The following is an 18,456-nucleotide window of genomic DNA, read 5'->3' as shown; positions in this document are numbered from 1 at the left end:
CGGGCGCCGGCTCAGGACAGCTCGCCGAGCAACTCGGCGAGCAGGGTACGCGCCTTGACCCAGTCGCGCCGCACGGTGCGCTCGGTGACATTCAGCGCTGCGGCGATCTCGGCCTCGTCGAGCCCGGCGAAATAGCGCCACACCACCACCTGCGCCAGTCGCGGGTCCAGCGCCTCCAGCCGCTGCACGGCGGCGTCGACCGCGAGCACCTGCGCGGCATCGTCCGGCATCGCCAGCCGCAACGCATCGGGCGCGTCCAGAGGCAGATGGCCGACCCCGGCGCCGCGCTTGTCGGCGCGACGCGCACGCGCATGGTCAACCACGATCTCGCGCATCGCCTGCGCCGAGATCGCGAGGAAATGCTCGCGGTCGGCGATGCGATTGGGCGGCGCGCGATTCAGTTTCATCCACAACTCGTTGACCAGCGCGGTGGTGCACAGTGTCTCGCCGGGGTCGAGGCGCGCGCGCTGGCGCCTGGCCACCTGCTTCAACTCGGCGCGCAGCTCGGCGAACAGACGGTCGAGCGCGACGCGGTCGCCGCTGCGGCTGCGCGCCAGCCACGCCGGCACTGATGCGGCTACGTTTTGCCGCTGCGGCAAGTCATCATCCGGTTCCATGAGCCCGATTCTGCCGCAACTACCGACCGCAGCCCCAGCATGCGCGCCCTGATCTTCGCCGCCGGCCGCGGCGAGCGCATGCGCCCGCTGACCGACACCACGCCCAAGCCGCTGCTCGAAGTCGGCGGCAAGCCACTGGTCGTCTGGCACATCGAGCGGCTGCGTGCGATCGGCGTGCACGACATCGTGATCAACACCTCGTGGCTGGCGCCGTGCTTTCCGCAACGGCTTGGCGATGGCAGCGGTTTCGGCGTGCACCTGCACTTCAGCCACGAAGGCGAAACCGCGCTCGAAACCGGTGGCGGCATGCGCCATGCCCTGTCCCTGCTCGGCGACGCGCCATTCATCGCCCTCAACGGCGACATCTGGAGCACGCACCCGCTCGCCACGCTGCCGCGCGAGCCGCAAGGTCTCGCCCATTGCGTGCTGGTGCCGCTGCCCGCGTTTCGCACGCCGGCGGCGTTCGAGCAGACGGTGACGCCGCTGCTCGGAGCCGATGCGCCCGCACATACCCTGGCCGGCATCGGCGTGTATCGGCCGGAGCTGGTGCGCACCCACACGCCCGGCAAGTTCTCGATCACGCCGTTGCTCACCGCCGTCGCGAACACCGGCCAGCTCTCGGTCGAGGCGCATTGCGGCGAATGGGAGGACGTCGGCACGCAGGAACGCCTGCGCGCGCTCGATACCCGCCTCACTACCGCGCTGCAGCAAGACTTGTCTGCAACAAACCGCTAAAAAGCGCCCGCGCATGAACCGCGTCACAGAATAGAGCCGGGCACCGGCCTAAGGGACGCGACACAGTACGGAAACACTTCGCGGATAGCGTGCGCACGCCATTCACCCGGGGGATTCCATGCTTCGTTCCACGCGTTTGCGCGCGACCACGCTCGCGCTGAGTCTTGCTGCTGCCGTTTCCGTGCAGGCTGCCCGCCCGGCCAGCCCCGACCATCATGAGTTCGAAGCGGCGCTGCATGCACCGTTCGCGATGGCGAAGTCCACGGCGCGCGATTTCACGCTGTACTTCAGCTACATCGACGCGCGCGATCCCTCGACCGTGGCCTGGAAACTGGAGCTGCTGGATGGTGAAGGTGCGACCACCCTGCGCACCTGGCATGGCGAGGAACGCCTGTTCCAGAAGCAGATCGAGACCGTGGTGCCGTGGGACGGCCGCGATGGCGGGCAACGGCCGCTGGCGGACGGCTTCTACAAGGTGCGCCTGACCGCCACCGCGGGCGACCCGGTCGCGTTCCGCTCGCGCGCCGGCAATCTGTCCAAGCGGGTCGAGCAGGCGCTGATCGAAGACGCTGGCGATACGCATGTGCAGGAATGGGACATCCGCGTCGGCGCGTTGCCGAAAGTGGCGATGCCCGAATTCCGTGCGCTGCCAACCGCGGGTTCGGCGAAGTCGCAGGCGGCGACGGCGTCGCTGCCCTACACCGTGTACTTCGGCAATCTGCACGGCCAGAGCAACGACTCCGACGGTGGCGGCGCGATCGGCTCCTGCACCTCGTCGCAGGCGGCGCAGACCGGCGCCTATGGTCCCGCCGACGCCTTCAACTATGCCCGCGGCCGCGGTCTCGATTTCCTGATGGAATCCGAGCACAACCATTACTTCGACGGCTCCTCCAGCACCAACACCTCGGCCAGCCCGAGCACGGCGATCAATCGCTATGCCGCCGGTCGCACCGCGATGGCCAGCTCGAATAGCGCCAACCCCGCGTTCCTGGCGCTGTACGGCATGGAGTGGGGCGTGATCAGCAACGGCGGCCATCTCAACATCATCAACGGCGACAAGCTGTTGTCCTGGGAATACAACAGCTCCAGCCAGCTGCTCGGCGATCTCTTCGTCGCCAAGAGCGACTACGCGAGCCTGTACACGACGATGAAGGCGCGCGGCTGGATCGGACAGTTCAACCATCCGAGCACCAGCGACCAGTTCAAGATCGGCAGCACGGTGATGGGTTATCACGCCGACGGCGATGAGGTCATGGTCGGCGCCGAGATGATGAACACCTCGGCGTTCTCCTCCAACACCACTGAAAGCGAGACCAGCCGCAGTACCTACACCAGCGCGTTCAACAAGCTGCTGGAGAGCGGCTTCCATGTCGCGCCGACGACCAACCAGGACAACCACTGCGCCAACTGGGGCGCGAGCTACACCAACCGCACCGGCGTGCTGCTGCCGACCGGCACCGCGCTGAACGAGGCCAACTTCGTCGCCGCACTGAAGGCGCGCCGCGTCTACGCGACGATGGACAAGAACTCGCAACTGATCACCACCGCGAACGGCAACCTCATGGGCAGCCGCATCAGCAACTCAGGCGTGCTGAACCTGGTCGCGAACTTCGCCAACAGCGCCGGTCGCACGGTCTCGCAAGTGCAGTGGTACAACGGCGTGCCCAAGCGCAACGGCACCGTCACCCTGCTCGCCTCGACCGCAACCCACAGCTTCACGCCGGCCAACGGCGAGCACTTCTTCTACGCCAAGCTGACGCAGGACGACGGCAAGATCCTGTGGTCGGCACCGATCTGGGTCACGCAGGGCGCAGGCGGCGGCGACACCACGCCGCCGACGGTCAGCGCATCGGTCAGCGGCAGCTCGGGCACGATCACGCTGAACGCGACCGCGTCCGACAACGTCGGCGTCACCGGCGTCGAGTTCCTCATCGACGGCGTCTCGCGCGGCAGCGACAGCACGTCGCCGTATAGCCTGGCCTTCAACTCGACCGCGCTCGCCAACGGTTCGCACACACTGACCGCGCGTGCCGCCGATGCCGCCAGCAACAGCACGACCTCGAACCCGGTCAGCTTCTCGGTGAACAACACCACCGGCGGCACCGTGCTCAGCAACGGCGTCGCGGTCGGCAATCTCTCGGCCGCCGTGGGTGCTTCGCTCAACTACACGATGGTCGTGCCTGCGGGCGCGAGCAATCTCAGCTTCACCACGTCCAGCGGCACTGGCGACGCCGATCTCTACGTGAAATTCGGTTCAGCGCCGACCGACAGCAGCTACGACTGCCGCCCGTACCAGGGTGGCAATGCCGAGACCTGCACGTTCGCGACGCCCTCGGCAGGCACCTGGTACGTGCGCGTGCTTGCCTACGAGGCGTTCTCCGGCCTCAGCCTGGTCGGCAGCTACAGCGCCGGCGGCGGCAGCGCGCAGACCTACACCAACTCGGGCAACTACACGATCAACGACAACGCCACCGTCGACTCGCCGATCACCGTCAGCGGCCGCAGCGGCACCGCACCGAGCAGCAGCTCGGTCAGCGTCGCCATCGTGCACACCTACCAGGGCGATCTGAAGGTCGACCTGGTCGCACCCGATGGCACGCTGTACAACCTGCACAACCGCACCGGATCGGGCACCGACAACATCAACAAGACGGTGACCCTGAACCTGTCGTCCGAAACGCTGAACGGCACCTGGAAAATGCGCGTCAACGACAACGGCGCCGGCGACACCGGCTACATCGACAGCTGGTCGATCACCTTCTGATCCACTCGCCGCCCCCACCAACGGCCCGGCATTGCCCGGGCCGTTTGCTTTTCGGCGGGCACGCTGCGTATATGCCGCGCATGCCGAGCCCGCCTTCACCACGCCCCGATTGCCATGTGACCGTGCTGGGCCGATGCCGGGCGGTCACGATGATGGCGGCAGTGCTGCTCGCGCTGTCGAGCAGCGCGCAGGCCGATGCCGTGCTCGATCGTGGCAACGGGCCGGAGCCGACGACGCTGGATGTGCATCGTGGTTCCGAAGTCGGTTCGCAGAACATCCTGACCGATTTGTACGAGGGGCTGGCCGCGTTCGCGGCCGATGGCGGGATCGTGCCCGGGATGGCCGAGCGTTGGGAGGTTGCGGCGGATGGCCGCACCTGGACCTTCCACCTGCGCGCCGGGCTGCGCTGGTCGAACGGCGAGCCGCTGGATGCGCCGCAGTTCGTGGCCTCGATGCAGCGCGCGCTTGATCCGGACACGGCGGCGCCACTGGCTTCGCTGTTCGCCTCGATTCGCAACGCGCCGGCGGTGATGCGCGGCGCGATGGCGCCCACCGCGCTCGGCATTCGCGCGCCCGATGCACGCACCGTGGTGATCGAACTGACGCAGCCGACCGCGTTGCTCGAACGCCTGGCGCTGCCGGTCGCGGCACCGCTGCACCTGCCTTCGCTGCGCCGGCACGGCATGCTGCACACTCGCCCCGGCAACCTGATCGGCAACGGGCCCTACCGGCTGATCGAATGGACACCGCAGGCGAGCCTGTTGCTCGAACGCAATCCGCATTTCCACGCGGTCGCGCAGGTGGCGATCGAGCGCGTGCGCTTTCACGTCACCGAAGATGCGAACACCGAACAGAAGCGCTTCGTCGCCGGAGATCTCGATTTCACCGAGGTGGTTCCGCCGGCTCGACTGGAACGCCTGCGCGAGCGCTTCGGCACGCAGCTGCGCATCAGCCCCTACCTCGGCAGCTTCTATCTCGGCTACAACCTGCGACGCAGGCCGTTTGCGCGACAGCCGCAACTGCGCCGCGCGCTGTCGCTGGCGATCGACCGCGGGATTCTGACGAGATACATCACCGGCTTGGGCGAAAGCCCGGCGTTCTCGCTGTTGCCGCCGGTCCTGCTCGGCGAGGCGGCGTGGGCACCGACGGAGTCGAGCCTGACGCAGGCGCAGCGCGTGCGCGAGGCGCAGCAGCTGTACGCCGCTGCCGGTTACTCGCCGGCGCGTCCGCTGGAAGTCGAGCTGCGCTACAACACCTCGACGCCGCACCGCCGCCTGGCGCTTGCGGTCGCGGCGATGTGGCGCGAAACGCTCGGCGTGCGCACGCACCTGGTCAACGAGGAGTGGAAGGTGTTCGTGCAGAACCGTCGCAGCGGCCGCCTTACCGAAGCGTTCCGCGGCGGCTGGATCGCCGATGTCGCCGACCCGCTCGCCTTTCTCGAAGCCTTCGACGGCCCCGGCCCGAACAACTGGACCGGCTACGCCGACGCCGACTATTCGCGCCTGCTCGGCGAGGCCCGCGCCAGCGCCGACCCGACCGTGCGCAGGCACCGCTTCGCCGTCGCCGAGCGGCAGCTGCTGCAGTCGCAACCGATCCTGCCGATCTACTTCTACGTCTCCAAGCATCTGGTGCGCGACGAGGTCGAGGGATTCGTCGCGAACCCGCTGGATCGCCATCCGTCGCGCTGGATGCGGCTGCGCGAGTCGGCGCCATGAAGCGCTGGCTGGTTCGCCTGGGCGAGGCGACACTGACGCTGTGGCTGCTGGTGACCTTGTGCTTTGTGCTGATGCGCGCCGCGCCGGGCGGGCCGTTCGATGTCGAGCGCGCCGTCACGCCCGAGATCCAGGCGCGCCTGGAGGCGCGCTACCACCTCGACGAGCCGCTGCCGAAACAGTACCTGCGCTATCTCGGGCAACTGGCGCAGGGCGATCTCGGGCCTTCGTTCCAGTATCCGGACTACAACGTCGGCGAACTGATCGCGGGCGGGCTCAAGGTTTCGCTGCCGCTCGGTCTCGCCGCGCTGCTGCTCGCACTGGCGGGCGGCGTGCCGCTCGGCCTGCTCGCCGGATGGCGCGCCGGTCGCATCAGCGACCACATCGCCAGCGGCGTCGGCCTGGTCGGACTGGCGCTGCCGAAGTTCGTGCTGGCGCCGCTGCTGGTGCTTTGCTTCGCGGTCTGGCTGGGCTGGTTGCCGGCGGGCGGCTGGGACGCCAGCGATCCGCGCTACGCGGTGCTGCCGGTGCTCGCGCTGGCGGCACCGAATCTCGCCTACGTGGTGCGACTGACACGCGCCAGCCTGATCGAGGTGCTGGGCACGGACTACATCCTCGCCGCACGCGCACGCGGCATCGAGGGTCGCGACCTGCTGCTGCATCACGCGCTGCGTCCGACGCTGGCACCGATCGTCGCCTGGATCGCGCCGGCGACGATTGCGCTGGTCACCGGCTCGGTCGTGGTCGAGCAGGTCTTCGCCATCCCCGGCATCGGTCGCTACTTCGTGCAGGGCGCGCTCAATCGCGACTACACCCTGGTCATGGGCGTGGCGCTCACCGCCGGCATCGCCATCCTGCTGGTCAACCTCGTGGTTGACGCACTGCGCGGGTGGGTCGATCCGAGGATCTCCGGGCCAGCGGGATGATGCCCGTTGAGGCCCGTAACCGATTGGGTTACGCTGTGGCGCATGATCCTCGGCTTCAAGCACAAGGGACTGACCCGGTTCTTCAGCAGTGGCTCGTTGGCGGGCGTCCAGGCTCGGCATGCTCCCAGGCTCCGCCTCATTCTCGCTCAATTGAACGCCGCCACTTCGCCCAAAGACATGGCCTTGCCCGGCTTGCACCTGCACGAGTTGAAAGGTGATCGCAAGGGAACCTGGGCAGTGACCGTCAGCGGCAACTGGCGTGTCACGTTCAAGTTCAAGGGAATGGATGCGGAAGTTGTGGACTACGAGGACTACCACTGAGGCCGATGAACATGCGTATGCACAATCCTCCGCATCCAGGCGAAATCCTGAAATCGCTCTGCCTCGAGCCGCTGGGCCTCACGATCACGGAAGCGGCCGATGCCCTTGGCGTCAGCCGCAAGACCTTGTCGGCCATCCTCAATGGCCGCGCCGGCATCAGCCCCGAGATGGCCGTTCGCCTCTCGATCGCGTTCGGTACTTCACCGGAAAGCTGGCTGAGTCAACAGGCACAGTTCGATCTCTGGCACGTCGAACAGCGACGCCGGACGCTCAAGGTCACCAAGCTCGCTGCCTGAAGCCGACGGACGAAGCGTCACCCCCGCGCCGCGCCGCCCTGGCGGCGGGCGACGACCATGGCCTTGAGGGCGTTGAGCGCGGCGCTCAGGGCGTAGTCGGAATCGAGTTCGGCGTCGCGTGGCGCGGCGGTGGTCGCGGCGGGTTCGACGGCTTCGAGATGGCCGCTCAGCGTAGCCTCGGATTCGATGATCTGCGGGCCGCTGTCTTCGCGCACCAGTTGCACGTCGGACAGGACGATGTCGGGGACGATGCCCTGGGCCTGGATCGAGTGGCCGCTCGGCGTGTAGTAACGCGCGGTGGTGAGCTTGATCGCGCCGCCGGATTCGAGCGGCAGGATGTTCTGCACCGAGCCCTTGCCGAAGCTGCGCTTGCCGACCACGAGCGCGCGCTGGTGATCCTGCAACGCGCCGGCAACGATCTCGGCGGCGGAAGCACTGCCGCCATCGATCAGCACCACCAGCGGCGCGCCCTCGAGCAGGTCGCCGGGTCCGGCGCTGTAGCTGCCGTCGGCCGAGGCCAGGCGACCGTCGGTCTTGACCACGACGCCGCCTTCGAGCAGCGCGTCGCAGACCTCGACCGCGGCCTGCAGCACGCCGCCAGGGTTGTCGCGCAGGTCGAGCACGGCACCGCGCAGCGTGCCGCCGTCGGCCTTGAGCTTGCGCAGGCGATCGCGGAACTCGACCCCGGTGTTTTCCTGGAACACGCTCAGGCGCACATAGGCGTAGCCGGGTTCGAGCCAACGCGTGCGCACCGACTGCGCCATGATCACTTCGCGGGTGAGCTTGAAGCTCAGCAGTTCCTGCGCCGCGCCGCGCTGGATCGAGAGCTCGACGCGACTGCCCGGTGCACCGCGCAGCTGGTCCAGCGCCTCGTCTTCGCGCTCGGCGACGGCGACGCCGTCGATCGCGATGATGGCGTCGCCAGCACGGATACCAGCGCGCGCCGCCGGCGAATCGTCGATCGGCGCGATCACGCGCAGTTCGCCGTCGACGCCGATCACTTCGATGCCGAGACCGCCGTACAGGCCCTGCACGTCCTCGTCCCATTGCTTCAGCTCTTGCGCCGTCAGGTACGCGCTGTGCGGATCGAGATCGGCGAGCACGCCGGCGATCGCGCCTTGCAGCAGCCGCGTGTCGTCGACCGGATCAACGTAGCCGTCCTTCACCGCGCGTAGCACCGCGACGAAGCTGCGCAGGTCCTCGGAACGGATCTCGATCGGTTGTGGCGTGGTCACCGGCGCCGGCGCCACTGCGGGTTCAACGGCCGCGGCTGCGACTAGTTGGGGGATCAGGATCAGGGCGGCAAATCGGCGCATGCTCGCGCTCCACAAGGGTTTGGACGGCACCATAGCCCGCGCGAGCGCCGCAGTCACCCCGCCGTTTGTTTTTCGTTCGGCCCGGGGATACAATTCGCGCCCTTTTTTCCGGGGTCACCCGGGTCTGCATCTCAACGGAGAGATCATGCCAAGCGTCAAAGTCCGCGAGAACGAACCTTTCGAGTTCGCCCTGCGTCGTTTCAAGCGCACCTGCGAGAAGGCCGGCATCCTGGCCGAAACGCGCAAGCGCGAGTTCTACGAAAAGCCGACCCAGGAGCGCAAGCGCAAGGCCGCCGCGGCGGTGAAGCGTACGCTGCGTCGCGTGATGCGCGACGTCACCAAGCGTCAGCGCATGTATTGATCGGCCGCGGGAGCGCAAGTTCCCGATCCGATGGCAAGCTGCACTCTCCGTAGCCGGCGCTGCTCTCGCACCGCCGGCTTTTTGCGTTTCCGGAAATCCCCTTTCCGCATCAGGAATCCGCCATGAGCCTCAAGCTGAAACTGACCGAAGACATGAAGGCCGCGATGAAGAGCGGCGCAAAGGACCGGCTGCAGGTGATCCGCCTGATCAACGCCGGCATCAAGCAGCGCGAGGTCGACGAGCGCATCCAGCTCGATGACACCCAGGTGCTGTCGGTGCTGGAGAAGATGGTCAAGCAGCGCAAGGACTCGATCACCCAGTACGAGGCCGCTGCGCGCGAGGACCTGGCCCAGGTCGAGCGCTACGAGCTCGGCGTGATCCAGACCTACCTGCCGGCGCAAATGGCGGCTGAGGAAGTCGAGGCCATCGTCGTCGCGGCGATCGCCGAAGCCGGCGCCGCCAGCGCCAAGGACATGGGCAAGGTGATTGCGCTGGTGAAACCGAAAGTCGCCGGCCGCACCGACATGGGCAAGCTCTCGGAACTGGTCAAGCAGAAGCTCGCGGCGCTGGGTTGAGAGCACCCCACCCCAACCCTCCCCTCCGCACTTCGTGCGCAGGGGAGGGAGCAACAGCGCCGCACCTCTCCTCCCCTTGGCGCAGCCAGGGGGAGGCCGGGAGGGGGTCGCTCTTCGCTTCCTGATCCCCTTTGCGCCGTCGAGCCTGACTGCTGGGAGGGGGTCGCTCTTTGCGGATAACCTGCACCCATGGCGCGCATCCCCGACCGCTTCATCGATGACCTGCTCGCGCGCGTCGACATCGTCGAGGTGATCGAGTCGCGCGTGCCGCTGAAGCGCGCCGGGCGCGATCACATGGCGCGCTGCCCGTTCCACGACGAGCGCTCGGCCTCGTTCTCGGTCAGCCCGACCAAGCAGTTCTACCACTGCTTCGGCTGCGGCGCGCACGGCTCGGCGATCAAGTTCCTGATGGAGTACGACCGCCTCGAGTTCGTCGACGCGGTCGAGGATCTGGCCGCGCGCGTCGGCATGACCGTGCCCTACGAAGGCGGTGCCGTGCGCGGCCCGCAAGACCAGTTCGCGGAGCTGTACGAAGTGCTCGACGCCTCGGCGAGGTTCTTCCAGAAGCAACTGCCGGGCAGCGAGAAGTGCGGCAAGTACCTGGAGAAACGCGGCCTCGACGCGGCGATGATCCAGCGTTTCGGCATCGGCTACGCGCCGGATTCCTGGGATGCGATCAAGCACGCCGTCGGCAGCAGCGAAGGGCGCCTGAAAGCACTCGATGCCGCCGGGATGCTGTCGACCGGCGACCGCGGTGGCGCCTACGACAAGTTCCGCGACCGACTGATGTTCCCGATCCATGATCGCCGCGGTCGCGTGATCGCGTTCGGCGGTCGCGTGATGGGCGATGCCGATGGTCCGAAGTATCTGAACTCGCCGGAGACACCGCTGTTCCACAAGGGACGCGAACTCTACGCGCTGCACCAGGTGCGGCAGTCGCACAGCAAGATCCCGCGACTGATCGTGGTCGAGGGCTACCTGGACGTGATCGCGCTGTTCCAGTTCGGCATCACCCAGGCGGTGGCGACACTCGGCACCGCGACCACCAAGGACCACGCCGAACTGTTGTTCCGCAACTCGGCCGATGTCTACTTCTGTTTCGATGGCGACAAGGCCGGGCGCAGTGCCGCGTGGCGCGCGGTCGAATCGGTGTTGCCGCGCATGAAGGACGGGCGCCAGGCGCTGTTCCTGTTCCTGCCCGAAGGCGAGGACCCGGACAGTCTGATTCGCAAGGAAGGCGCCACCGGCTTCGAAGCGCGCCTCAAGGACGCCATGCCGCTGTCCGAGTTCTTCTTCGCCGATCTCGGCAAGGACATCGATCTGCGCGGTCTCGAAGGCAAGGCGCGGCTGGCCGAGCGCGCCAAGCCCTTGCTCGCGCAGATTCCCGACGGCGCCTTTCGCGACCTGATGCAGCAGAGCCTGGCCACGCGTACCGGCATGCAGCGCGTCGCTCCGGTCGCCCCTACGACGCAGACCTATGCGCCCGCCACGGTCGGCAAGCCGCCGCAGCGCAGCCTGGTGCGCGCCGCGGTGGCGCTGCTGATGCAGAAGCCCGAGATCGCGAACGCGCTCGAACCGCCGTACCTGTTCGGCACCTTGCGCCAGCCCGGCATTCCGCTGCTGATGGAACTGATCGCGATGTGCCGCACGCGACCGGACATGAACACGGCGACCTTGCTGCAGCAATTCGAGGGCCGCGACGACTATGAGGCGCTGGCGAAACTGGCGCAGGTCGACTTCCCCTCGGCACCCGAACATTGGCGCACCGAGTTCGTCGATGCCTGCGAGCAACTGAACCGACAGACCCTGCAGCAACGCATCGATGAACTGCTCGGCAAGCAGGACTCCGGCTTCCCGCTCTCGGCCGCGGAGAAGACCGAGCTGCGCGAGGCGCTCGCGGCCAAGGGTCGGCGTTGACCATCGCTGGCGGCGGGGCGCTCATCTGGGACAATGGCGGATTGCCCTGCCTCGGATCCGCGCCATGAGCACCCCCACGCCCCACGTCGTCCCCTTCTGGCAGCGCCTCGGCCCGATCTCGCGCTATCCGCTGCAGTCGGGTGCGTTGCTACACGTGCTGCTGTTCACCGCGCTGCGCCTGGCGGATCTGGCCCTGGGCGGAATTGCCGGCTTGATCGTGTCGGCCTTCCTGTGGATGGGGATCCTGAAATATGCAGTCGAGGTGCTGGTGCAGACCGCGCACGGGCGACTCGACGCGCCCGAGTTCAACCCGAGCGTCAGCGACTCGCAGGCCTGGGACCAGGTCAAGCTGCAAATCTTGCTGTGGATCATGCTGGTCGCGGGCAGCTTCGGCTTCGGCGTCCTGCTCGGTGGCGCCGCCGCCTTGGCCTGGGCGGCGCTGGTGGTGCTCGCGTTCCCGGGCGCGACGATCACGCTGGCGATGACCAACAATCTGTGGGCGGCGCTGAACCCGAAGAGTTGGATCGAGCTGATGGCGGCATTCGGCTGGCCCTATTTCGCGGTCGCGCTGCTCGCCGGCCTGTACCAGCTCAGCGCCGCCAACGCGCAATCGATCGCGCTGCCCTACCTGCCCACCATCATCGGCTTCCTGCTGTCGTGGTTCCTGACCCACTACGTGCTGGTTTCGACCTTCCACCTGATGGGTTACCTGGTGCTGCAGTATGCAGACCGCGTCGGCCACGAAGTGAAGCGCAACGACGTGCCCGCCAAGCTCGCGAGCCGCCACGCCGACCCCGACCAGCCGCTGATCGATGCCACCGAGGCCATGGTGCAGGATGGCCGGGCCGACGAGGCCGCCCAGGCCATGCGCACGCACATCGCCACGCGCGGCGGCACCGTGCCGCTGCACGAGCACTATCGCAAGCTGCTCAAGGCGAAGCAGGACTCCGCGGAACTGCTCCGCCACGCCCAAGGCTACGTGCAGGTGCTGCTGGCGCAGGACAACGTGAAGCGCGCGTTCGAGATCCTGCAGGAAGCGTTCGCGCTCGATGCCGAGTTCCGCGCCGACATCGCCGACGACATCCATCGCCTGGCGCAGCGCGCTTCGCAGCTCGGCTTGCATCCGCTGGCGCTGAAGCTGATCGCGGGCTTTCACCAGCGCTGGCCGAAGCACCCGGACATTGCGCGCAACTATCTGTTCGCGGCCAAACTGCTCACCGACAAGCTGCACCGTGAAGACCAGGCCCGGGCCCTGCTCACGCAGCTCAAGGCACTGCGTCCGGACGACGCGCTGATGCCCGAGATCGACGCACAACTGGCGCTGCTGGCGACACTCGCAGCGACCACGAAACGCGTTCCCGCAAGCAGCTGAATCAACCGAGCAGCAGCCGCGCCTTGCCCGCTTCGGGCGAGTTCGGATGGCGGGCACGCAGGTGCGCGAGCAGGCGTTGCGTGGCAGCGTCGTCGCGGCGTTCCTGGTGCGCAAGCGCGAGACGAAACCACGCGCCGGCGAGCAGCGGGTGCTGCGGCAGGGCGGCCTCGACCACGGCCAGCACTTGCTGCGCCTCGGCCAGCAGGCCGGGGCCCTGCCAACGCGCGGCCAGCGCGATCAACGCCTCGGCCGGCAGCGGTGGCTGCGGCGCGTAGCTGCGCGCGGCTTCGCCGAACCAGCGGTGCTGGCGTTCGGCATCGGCACGGCTGCGTGCATGCCAGCCGAGCGCATGCGCCACCGCGGCCGCGGCTTCCGGGCGATCCTTGGCGAACAGCCAGCTGCGCAGCCACGGCTCGATCACGTCCGGGTCGCGCGGGTGCGCCTGCATCAGCGCGTCGAAGCGGGTTCGCGCCGCGGCCAGCTGCAGCTTGCCGAGTTCAACCAGGCCCGCGGCCAGTTCCTCGGCGCGACGATCACGGGTTTCGTCCTCGTCCAGGTAAGCGTGATTGACGCGCCCGAGCCGAGTCGCGACGAACGCGAGCGCGGCGCCAGCGAGGATGCCGCCGGCATGCGCGTCGAAGCCGATGCCGGCATCCGGCGTCAGCAGCAATTGCAGGAACTCCCAGCCGAACCACAACGGCAGCAGCCACAGCGCGCGCACGCGGGTGTAGTCGAAGAACACGAAGAACCAGTAGAACAGCCGCACCCGTCGTTGCCCCCAAAGCACCGCGTAGGCGCCCATCAAGCCGGCGATGGCCCCGGAGGCACCGAGCATTCCGCCGCTCTCGCCCCAGCGCCAACCGAGCGAAAACAGCCCACCGCCGATGCCGGCGAGCAGGTACAGCAACAGGAAACCGCCGGCACCGAGCACCGGCTCGACGACCAGGCCCAGGATCGCCAGGAACACCATGTTGCCGAGCAGATGACCGCCGTCGCCATGCAGGAACATCGAGCTGAACAGACGTGCCGGATCGAGCTCCGACTGACGCAGCAGATGGCGCTCGGTGAACGAGGCCCGCCACTGCGCATCCAGACGCTGGCGCAACGGACTCCACTCGTCGTAGTCGGCATCGCCCGGGGCAATCACCCGCCCGGCGCGCAATTCGGCGAGAAAATCCTCGTCCTGCTGGATCTGCAGCGCCAGCACCTGCGCCTGCACTTCCACCGGCAACTGCCGCCAGCGTTCGCGCCAGGGAATCGACGGCGTGTGCTCGACGTAGTCGCGATAGTGCGGCAGCTCGATCGCCGCGAGCCGGCTGTTGGCGTAGGCCTCGAGCGCGCGATCCTGACGAGCCTGGTCCGGCTGCTGCAGACCGAAGTAGACGAACACGTTGGTCAGCAACAACAGCAAGGTGACCCAGGGAAAGGTCGCCAGCGTCGGCTTCTTGTGCAGCGGAAGGATCAACATGCGGCGAGGCTACGCAAAGCGCCGCCGCAAGTGAAGCCGGGGGCATTCACATGATTCCGCACTGCCGGAAAATCCGGAATCAAACGGCGAACGGTTCAACGCGGAGTTGCGCGACTGCAGTGAAGTGCTTCAGATTGCCGGTCAACAGCGGCAGCCGATGCTCAAGCGCCGTTGCCGCGACCAGCGCATCGCCGGCTTGCAGGCCATGGCTCAGCGTCAGCGACTCCATCAAATCGCCAGCGCGACGCGAGATCGCTTCGCTGATCGGCAGGATCGCCGCATTTCTGAGCAGCAACATGTCCTTGAGCGCAGATATCTCAGCCTTGTTGCGCATCCCCTGCAGGAGTTCGAAATAGCTCATGGCAGAAATTGCAGGTGCATCCAATTGATCCAAGCGTTGCTTCGCTTGCGGATATCCACGCAAGTGCCAGATCAGCACATCGGTGTCGACGAGCATCATCAAGGGGTGTTTCGATGACCATCGCGACGGTAGCGCGGCCCGCGCAGTTCACGCATGTGGGCCGCCACGTCGGCCATGTCGTCGCGATCACGCCACATGCCGAAAGCTGGATCAGCCGCCACGGTGCCTTGGGTCGCTGCAACTGGTTGCATCTCGGCTTCAATGCGCACCGTCACATGAGCCGATTTCGCCTCCATCAATTTCTCGCGCCACGCGGCGGGCAACTCCGCTACTGGAACGTGTTCGATCACGATGGCATTCATTTGTTGCTCCACAATCTGGCGCGTGGAGATTCTACTCCACCCGTCCGCAGGTCATCGCTGCCGCCCAAGGCGACTGCGCCGGTACGGACAACTGCACAGGCTCACAAACCCGGTGACCAAAGTCAGCAATACGCTGAACCGAGGAAAGGTCGCCAGCGTCGGCTTCTTGTGCAGCGGAAGGATCAACATGCGGCGAGGCTACGCAAAGCGCCGCCGCAAGTGAAGCGCGCTCAGTCGAACCCGTCGGCAAACAGCGCGTCGCTGCGGGCGAGACAGCGGTTCGCCTGGGCGCCTTCGACGATGACGTTGAAGGCGTTGTGTGCGCTGAAGCCGATCGCGTCCTCGGCGACGATGAACCAGCGGCCGATGTCGTTGGCGTTGAGCGGCTCGCGGTATTCGAGCGCGTACGGAGCCGGGTTCAGCGTGAGCGCGCCGTCGCCGAGTTCGACCCGGCGCGAAGCGATCGGCGCAGCACACGGGTTGTCGTCGAGCAGCGGGTGCGCGAGCGGAATCTCGAAACCGCCATAGGCGCCGATCTCGGCCATGAAGGCATTGGGCGAAAACAGCGGCGCGACGGCAACGTTGAATGCGGCGCCGATCGCGCCGTTCATCGACGCGCCATTGTCGTTGCGGATGCGCCAGCGGGTGCCACGGTAGACCAGCGTGATCGGGTGGTCGTGATAGATGCCGCCCGGAGCGCTTGGCGGATTCCAGTTCGCGGTAACCACGGCGATCGCGGCGGCCTGGCCATTGAGGGCGGGGTCGTTGATCTCGGTTTCGGCGGTGGCGCTGCCCGGGATGTTTCCGGCACTCACGGTGTGCACGAGATTCGCATGCGCCACCACCGGCACCAGCACCGAATAGCGGCGGCCGAGCGCGATGTCGGTCTGGTCCTGCTGGAAGATCGCCCATTGTCCCGGCAGCGAGTTGTCCTGATAGACCCCGAGGTTGAACATCCCCGCGCTCACACCCGCGGCCGCGCGCAGCGGCGTCACGATCAGACGATCGGCCGCGAGTAGCGTGGTGCTGAAATCTGCATGCGCCAATTTCGTGGCGTTGAACATCGTGTTCAGCGCAGTCGCCGTGTGCACGGCTCCCCGATCCGGCGAGATCTCCAGCGCGCCGATGTCCACGATCCCGAACTGGACGCGCTTCTCGCCATCGGCATCAAACGCCGCGAACGCCGGCAGCGCGGAGTTGTCGCCAGCGCCAAGTGCCGGCGACATTCCGCTCGGTCGGGGGTAGGCGGCATTCTGGATCAGAGGGGCGCCGGTCAGCGTGCCGGCCCCGAGCACGCCACCGGGTCCGAGTTCATTTGAAGCGACGTCGTGCAGCAGGTTGTGGTCGTTGGGCAGTGCCACGCTGTAGAAGCGCAGGCCGCTCACCGACTGGCGCGTGATCAGGTTGTTGGCGACACGGCCGGTGACCGGCCCGACGCCGAGTTGCTCGACATGGATGCCGACGCCGCCATCGGTGATGCTGTTGTTGATCACGCTGAGCTGGGCGTTGTGTTCCTTGATCGTAATCGCCGCGTTTTCCGAGATCGGCTCGCCACCCGCACCGGCGATCACGTTGTTGACCACCTCGATCGTGACTGGTGCTGCCGGGTTATTGTGCTGGAGCGAGATGCCGCGATCGGCGCTGTCGCCGCCGAGCCAGATGCGGTTGCGCTGCAGGCGCAGGTTGATGGCGCCAGCGGCGATACCGCCGGCCATCTCGATGGCCGCGACCGATGCCGAGCGGCGCGTGTCGATCAGATTGCCATAAACCTCGGCCTGGTAGGTCTGCGCATGGGAATACACGCAGATGCCGCTGCGTCCGCTGCCACCGGACTCGGTCATCTGGACCCAGCTGTTGCCGACGATGAAGCGGGGCGTCACCGTCGTCGCCACGGTGGTGCGGAAGTCGATCGCGCACTGTCCCGCGGGCGGTTCGTACTGGCGCAACTGGTCGAGCGTGATGATCGCGCTGCTCGATCCTCGCTCCTCGACCTGAATGCGGCCACCACGCAGCACCAGACCGCGCAGCGTCACGTCGCCACTCACTCCGGCCGGTGTGAACACAACGATGCTGCCGCCCTCGAACACGGCGTCAATGCCGGGCATCGGTGCCAGCAGCCGCGACTTGGTGATCGCGAGATCGCCGCTGATGCCGGTGTAGCGGTCCGGCGTCAGGAAGCTGTCGTTGCCGATCAGGATCGTGTCGCCATTCGCCGCGTTGTTGACGCAGGCCTGCAGCGTGCCGGCGCAGGGCCCAGGCAGGATGATGTTGAGATCGGGCCACACCCAGTTGGCCGCCTGCGCCGCCGGCACCAGCCCGCAGCACAGGCCAAGCATCGACAGCAGGAAGGTTTGGGGATGACGCATGACAGGGCTCCGCTCACTGGATGCCCCCTCCTCCGTAGCCGGGCAACGGCAGCGGACATCGATTCAGCGCATCGGCTCGACGCGCAGGACCGGGGCCGACGCTGCCATCGGCAGCGGCTCGGCGAGGTAGTGGTCGGCGAGCAGGAAGGCGAACAGGACCATCAGGTAGATGATCGAGTAGCGGAAGGTTTCCATCGCGAACTGTTCGTTCGGAGGGTTCATCAGGCGGACGGCGTAGTAGAGGAAACCGGTGCCGAGCACGAGCGCGCCGCCGAGGTAGATCAGGCCGGCCATGCCGGTGAGCCAGGGCAGCAGCGTCACCAGCACCAGCAGGATGGTGTAGGCGAGCACGTTCCAGCGCGTGTATTCGACGCCGTGGGTGATCGGCAGCATCGGCACCGCGGCGCGCGCGTAGTCCTCGCGGCGGTAGATCGCGAGCGCCCAGAAATGCGGTGGCGTCCAGATGAAGATGATCAGGAACAGCAGCAGCGCATAGGCATGCACCTCGCCGGTGACCGCGGCCCAGCCGAGCACCGGCGGCGCCGCACCGGCGGCGCCACCGAGCACGATGTTCTGCGGCGTCGCACGCTTCAGGTAGCGGGTGTAGATCACCGCGTAGCCGATCAATGCGCAAAAGGTAAGCACCGCGGTCAGCACGTTGACGAACGCGACCAGCAGCCCCATCGACAACGCGCCGATGGCGAGTGCGAACCACAGCACCTGACGCGGCTGCAGCTGTCCGCTCGGCAGCGGCCGGTGCGCGGTGCGCGCCATCACCGCGTCGATGCGCGCGTCGAGCAGGTGGTTGATCGCCGCCGCGGAAGCCGCGGCCAGCCAGATGCCCACGGCACCGACGATCGCCTCGCGCGCCGGCGGCAGGGCCGGCACCGCCAAGAACATGCCGACCACCGCGGTGAACACGATCAGCGCGACCACGTTCGGCTTGGTCAGCGCCCAGAACTGCGCGAACTGGCGGTGCAGCGTCAT

Annotated in this window: 17 protein-coding genes; 10 read left to right on the top strand and 7 right to left on the bottom strand. The window is 67.2% G+C overall.

The window, feature by feature from the left end; genetic code table 11:
- Positions 1-11: 11 nt before the first annotated feature.
- Complete coding sequence (locus IPG63_07060) at positions 12-617, bottom strand: sigma-70 family RNA polymerase sigma factor (protein ID MBK6727008.1); 606 nt, start codon at positions 615-617, stop codon at positions 12-14.
- Between the two features lie 39 nt (positions 618-656).
- On the opposite strand from IPG63_07060, the gene IPG63_07055 reads away from it, so the two are divergent.
- The 6 genes from IPG63_07055 (at position 657) to IPG63_07030 (ending at position 7,371) form a co-directional block, all read left to right on the top strand.
- Positions 657-1,352, top strand: coding sequence for a nucleotidyltransferase family protein (locus tag IPG63_07055; protein MBK6727007.1), 696 nt, complete (start codon positions 657-659; stop codon positions 1,350-1,352).
- Positions 1,353-1,470: 118 nt separating this feature from the next.
- On the top strand, positions 1,471-4,116 hold the full coding sequence (locus IPG63_07050; GenBank protein MBK6727006.1) for a proprotein convertase P-domain-containing protein: 2,646 nt from the start codon (positions 1,471-1,473) through the stop codon (positions 4,114-4,116).
- A gap of 149 nt (positions 4,117-4,265) precedes the next feature.
- Positions 4,266-5,831 (top strand): peptide ABC transporter substrate-binding protein, encoded by a 1,566-nt coding sequence (locus tag IPG63_07045; protein MBK6727005.1) that lies wholly within the window; start codon positions 4,266-4,268, stop codon positions 5,829-5,831.
- Positions 5,828-6,754 carry an ABC transporter permease subunit gene (locus IPG63_07040; GenBank protein MBK6727004.1) on the top strand — a complete coding sequence of 309 codons (927 nt, stop codon included), beginning with the start codon at positions 5,828-5,830 and terminating at the stop codon, positions 6,752-6,754. The genes IPG63_07045 and IPG63_07040 overlap by 4 nt, the downstream gene beginning before the upstream one ends.
- A 42-nt stretch (positions 6,755-6,796) precedes the next feature.
- Complete coding sequence (locus IPG63_07035; protein MBK6727003.1) at positions 6,797-7,075, top strand: type II toxin-antitoxin system RelE/ParE family toxin; 279 nt, start codon at positions 6,797-6,799, stop codon at positions 7,073-7,075.
- 11 nt (positions 7,076-7,086) lie between these two features.
- Entirely contained in the window at positions 7,087-7,371 is a 285-nt protein-coding gene (locus tag IPG63_07030) for a HigA family addiction module antidote protein (protein MBK6727002.1), read from the top strand.
- Between the two features lie 17 nt (positions 7,372-7,388).
- Here IPG63_07030 and IPG63_07025 read toward each other — a convergent pair whose 3' ends face one another.
- Entirely contained in the window at positions 7,389-8,687 is a 1,299-nt protein-coding gene (locus IPG63_07025) for a S41 family peptidase (GenBank protein ID MBK6727001.1), read from the bottom strand.
- A gap of 145 nt (positions 8,688-8,832) precedes the next feature.
- Between IPG63_07025 and rpsU the strand changes: the two genes are divergently transcribed.
- From rpsU to IPG63_07005, 4 genes are all read left to right on the top strand, one after another.
- On the top strand, positions 8,833-9,048 hold the full coding sequence (gene rpsU / locus IPG63_07020) for a 30S ribosomal protein S21 (protein MBK6727000.1): 216 nt from the start codon (positions 8,833-8,835) through the stop codon (positions 9,046-9,048).
- 122 nt (positions 9,049-9,170) lie between these two features.
- Complete coding sequence (locus IPG63_07015; protein ID MBK6726999.1) at positions 9,171-9,623, top strand: GatB/YqeY domain-containing protein; 453 nt, start codon at positions 9,171-9,173, stop codon at positions 9,621-9,623.
- A gap of 189 nt (positions 9,624-9,812) precedes the next feature.
- Positions 9,813-11,540 (top strand): DNA primase, encoded by a 1,728-nt coding sequence (locus IPG63_07010; protein ID MBK6726998.1) that lies wholly within the window; start codon positions 9,813-9,815, stop codon positions 11,538-11,540.
- A 64-nt stretch (positions 11,541-11,604) separates the two neighbouring features.
- Positions 11,605-12,912 (top strand): hypothetical protein, encoded by a 1,308-nt coding sequence (locus IPG63_07005; protein MBK6726997.1) that lies wholly within the window; start codon positions 11,605-11,607, stop codon positions 12,910-12,912.
- Position 12,913: 1 nt separating this feature from the next.
- Here IPG63_07005 and IPG63_07000 read toward each other — a convergent pair whose 3' ends face one another.
- The 5 genes from IPG63_07000 to IPG63_06980 form a co-directional block, all read right to left on the bottom strand.
- A complete protein-coding gene (locus tag IPG63_07000) occupies positions 12,914-14,380 on the bottom strand; it encodes a rhomboid family intramembrane serine protease (protein MBK6726996.1) in 1,467 nt (488 codons plus the stop codon).
- 79 nt (positions 14,381-14,459) lie between these two features.
- Positions 14,460-14,837 carry a type II toxin-antitoxin system VapC family toxin gene (locus tag IPG63_06995; GenBank protein MBK6726995.1) on the bottom strand — a complete coding sequence of 126 codons (378 nt, stop codon included), beginning with the start codon at positions 14,835-14,837 and terminating at the stop codon, positions 14,460-14,462.
- Between the two features lie 2 nt (positions 14,838-14,839).
- On the bottom strand, positions 14,840-15,103 hold the full coding sequence (locus IPG63_06990) for a hypothetical protein (GenBank protein MBK6726994.1): 264 nt from the start codon (positions 15,101-15,103) through the stop codon (positions 14,840-14,842).
- 230 nt (positions 15,104-15,333) lie between these two features.
- Positions 15,334-17,469 carry a hypothetical protein gene (locus IPG63_06985; protein ID MBK6726993.1) on the bottom strand — a complete coding sequence of 712 codons (2,136 nt, stop codon included), beginning with the start codon at positions 17,467-17,469 and terminating at the stop codon, positions 15,334-15,336.
- A 63-nt stretch (positions 17,470-17,532) separates the two neighbouring features.
- Positions 17,533-18,456: a protoheme IX farnesyltransferase gene (locus tag IPG63_06980; protein ID MBK6726992.1), complete on the bottom strand. Its 924-nt coding sequence runs from the start codon at positions 18,454-18,456 to the stop codon at positions 17,533-17,535.

This window comes from Lysobacterales bacterium (assembly GCA_016703225.1).
Lineage (GTDB): Bacteria > Pseudomonadota > Gammaproteobacteria > Xanthomonadales > Ahniellaceae > JADKHK01.
The sequence above is the reverse complement of the archived record's forward strand: the minus strand, read 5'-3'. Positions and strand labels throughout refer to the sequence as shown.

Excerpts from the sequence above, each read along its gene's own strand:
- IPG63_07060 (MBK6727008.1), bottom strand. The coding sequence starts at position 617 with ATGGAACCGGATGATGACTTGCCGCAGCGGCAAAACGTAGCCGCATCA.
- IPG63_07055 (MBK6727007.1), top strand. The coding sequence starts at position 657 with ATGCGCGCCCTGATCTTCGCCGCCGGCCGCGGCGAGCGCATGCGCCCG.
- IPG63_07050 (MBK6727006.1), top strand. The coding sequence starts at position 1,471 with ATGCTTCGTTCCACGCGTTTGCGCGCGACCACGCTCGCGCTGAGTCTT.
- IPG63_07045 (MBK6727005.1), top strand. The coding sequence starts at position 4,266 with ATGATGGCGGCAGTGCTGCTCGCGCTGTCGAGCAGCGCGCAGGCCGAT.
- IPG63_07040 (MBK6727004.1), top strand. The coding sequence starts at position 5,828 with ATGAAGCGCTGGCTGGTTCGCCTGGGCGAGGCGACACTGACGCTGTGG.
- IPG63_07035 (MBK6727003.1), top strand. The coding sequence starts at position 6,797 with ATGATCCTCGGCTTCAAGCACAAGGGACTGACCCGGTTCTTCAGCAGT.
- IPG63_07030 (MBK6727002.1), top strand. The coding sequence starts at position 7,087 with ATGCGTATGCACAATCCTCCGCATCCAGGCGAAATCCTGAAATCGCTC.
- IPG63_07025 (MBK6727001.1), bottom strand. The coding sequence starts at position 8,687 with ATGCGCCGATTTGCCGCCCTGATCCTGATCCCCCAACTAGTCGCAGCC.
- rpsU (MBK6727000.1), top strand. The coding sequence starts at position 8,833 with ATGCCAAGCGTCAAAGTCCGCGAGAACGAACCTTTCGAGTTCGCCCTG.
- IPG63_07015 (MBK6726999.1), top strand. The coding sequence starts at position 9,171 with ATGAGCCTCAAGCTGAAACTGACCGAAGACATGAAGGCCGCGATGAAG.
- IPG63_07010 (MBK6726998.1), top strand. The coding sequence starts at position 9,813 with ATGGCGCGCATCCCCGACCGCTTCATCGATGACCTGCTCGCGCGCGTC.
- IPG63_07005 (MBK6726997.1), top strand. The coding sequence starts at position 11,605 with ATGAGCACCCCCACGCCCCACGTCGTCCCCTTCTGGCAGCGCCTCGGC.
- IPG63_07000 (MBK6726996.1), bottom strand. The coding sequence starts at position 14,380 with ATGTTGATCCTTCCGCTGCACAAGAAGCCGACGCTGGCGACCTTTCCC.
- IPG63_06995 (MBK6726995.1), bottom strand. The coding sequence starts at position 14,837 with ATGCTCGTCGACACCGATGTGCTGATCTGGCACTTGCGTGGATATCCG.
- IPG63_06990 (MBK6726994.1), bottom strand. The coding sequence starts at position 15,103 with ATGAATGCCATCGTGATCGAACACGTTCCAGTAGCGGAGTTGCCCGCC.
- IPG63_06985 (MBK6726993.1), bottom strand. The coding sequence starts at position 17,469 with ATGCGTCATCCCCAAACCTTCCTGCTGTCGATGCTTGGCCTGTGCTGC.
- IPG63_06980 (MBK6726992.1), bottom strand. The coding sequence starts at position 18,456 with ATGACGCTGCACCGCCAGTTCGCGCAGTTCTGGGCGCTGACCAAGCCG.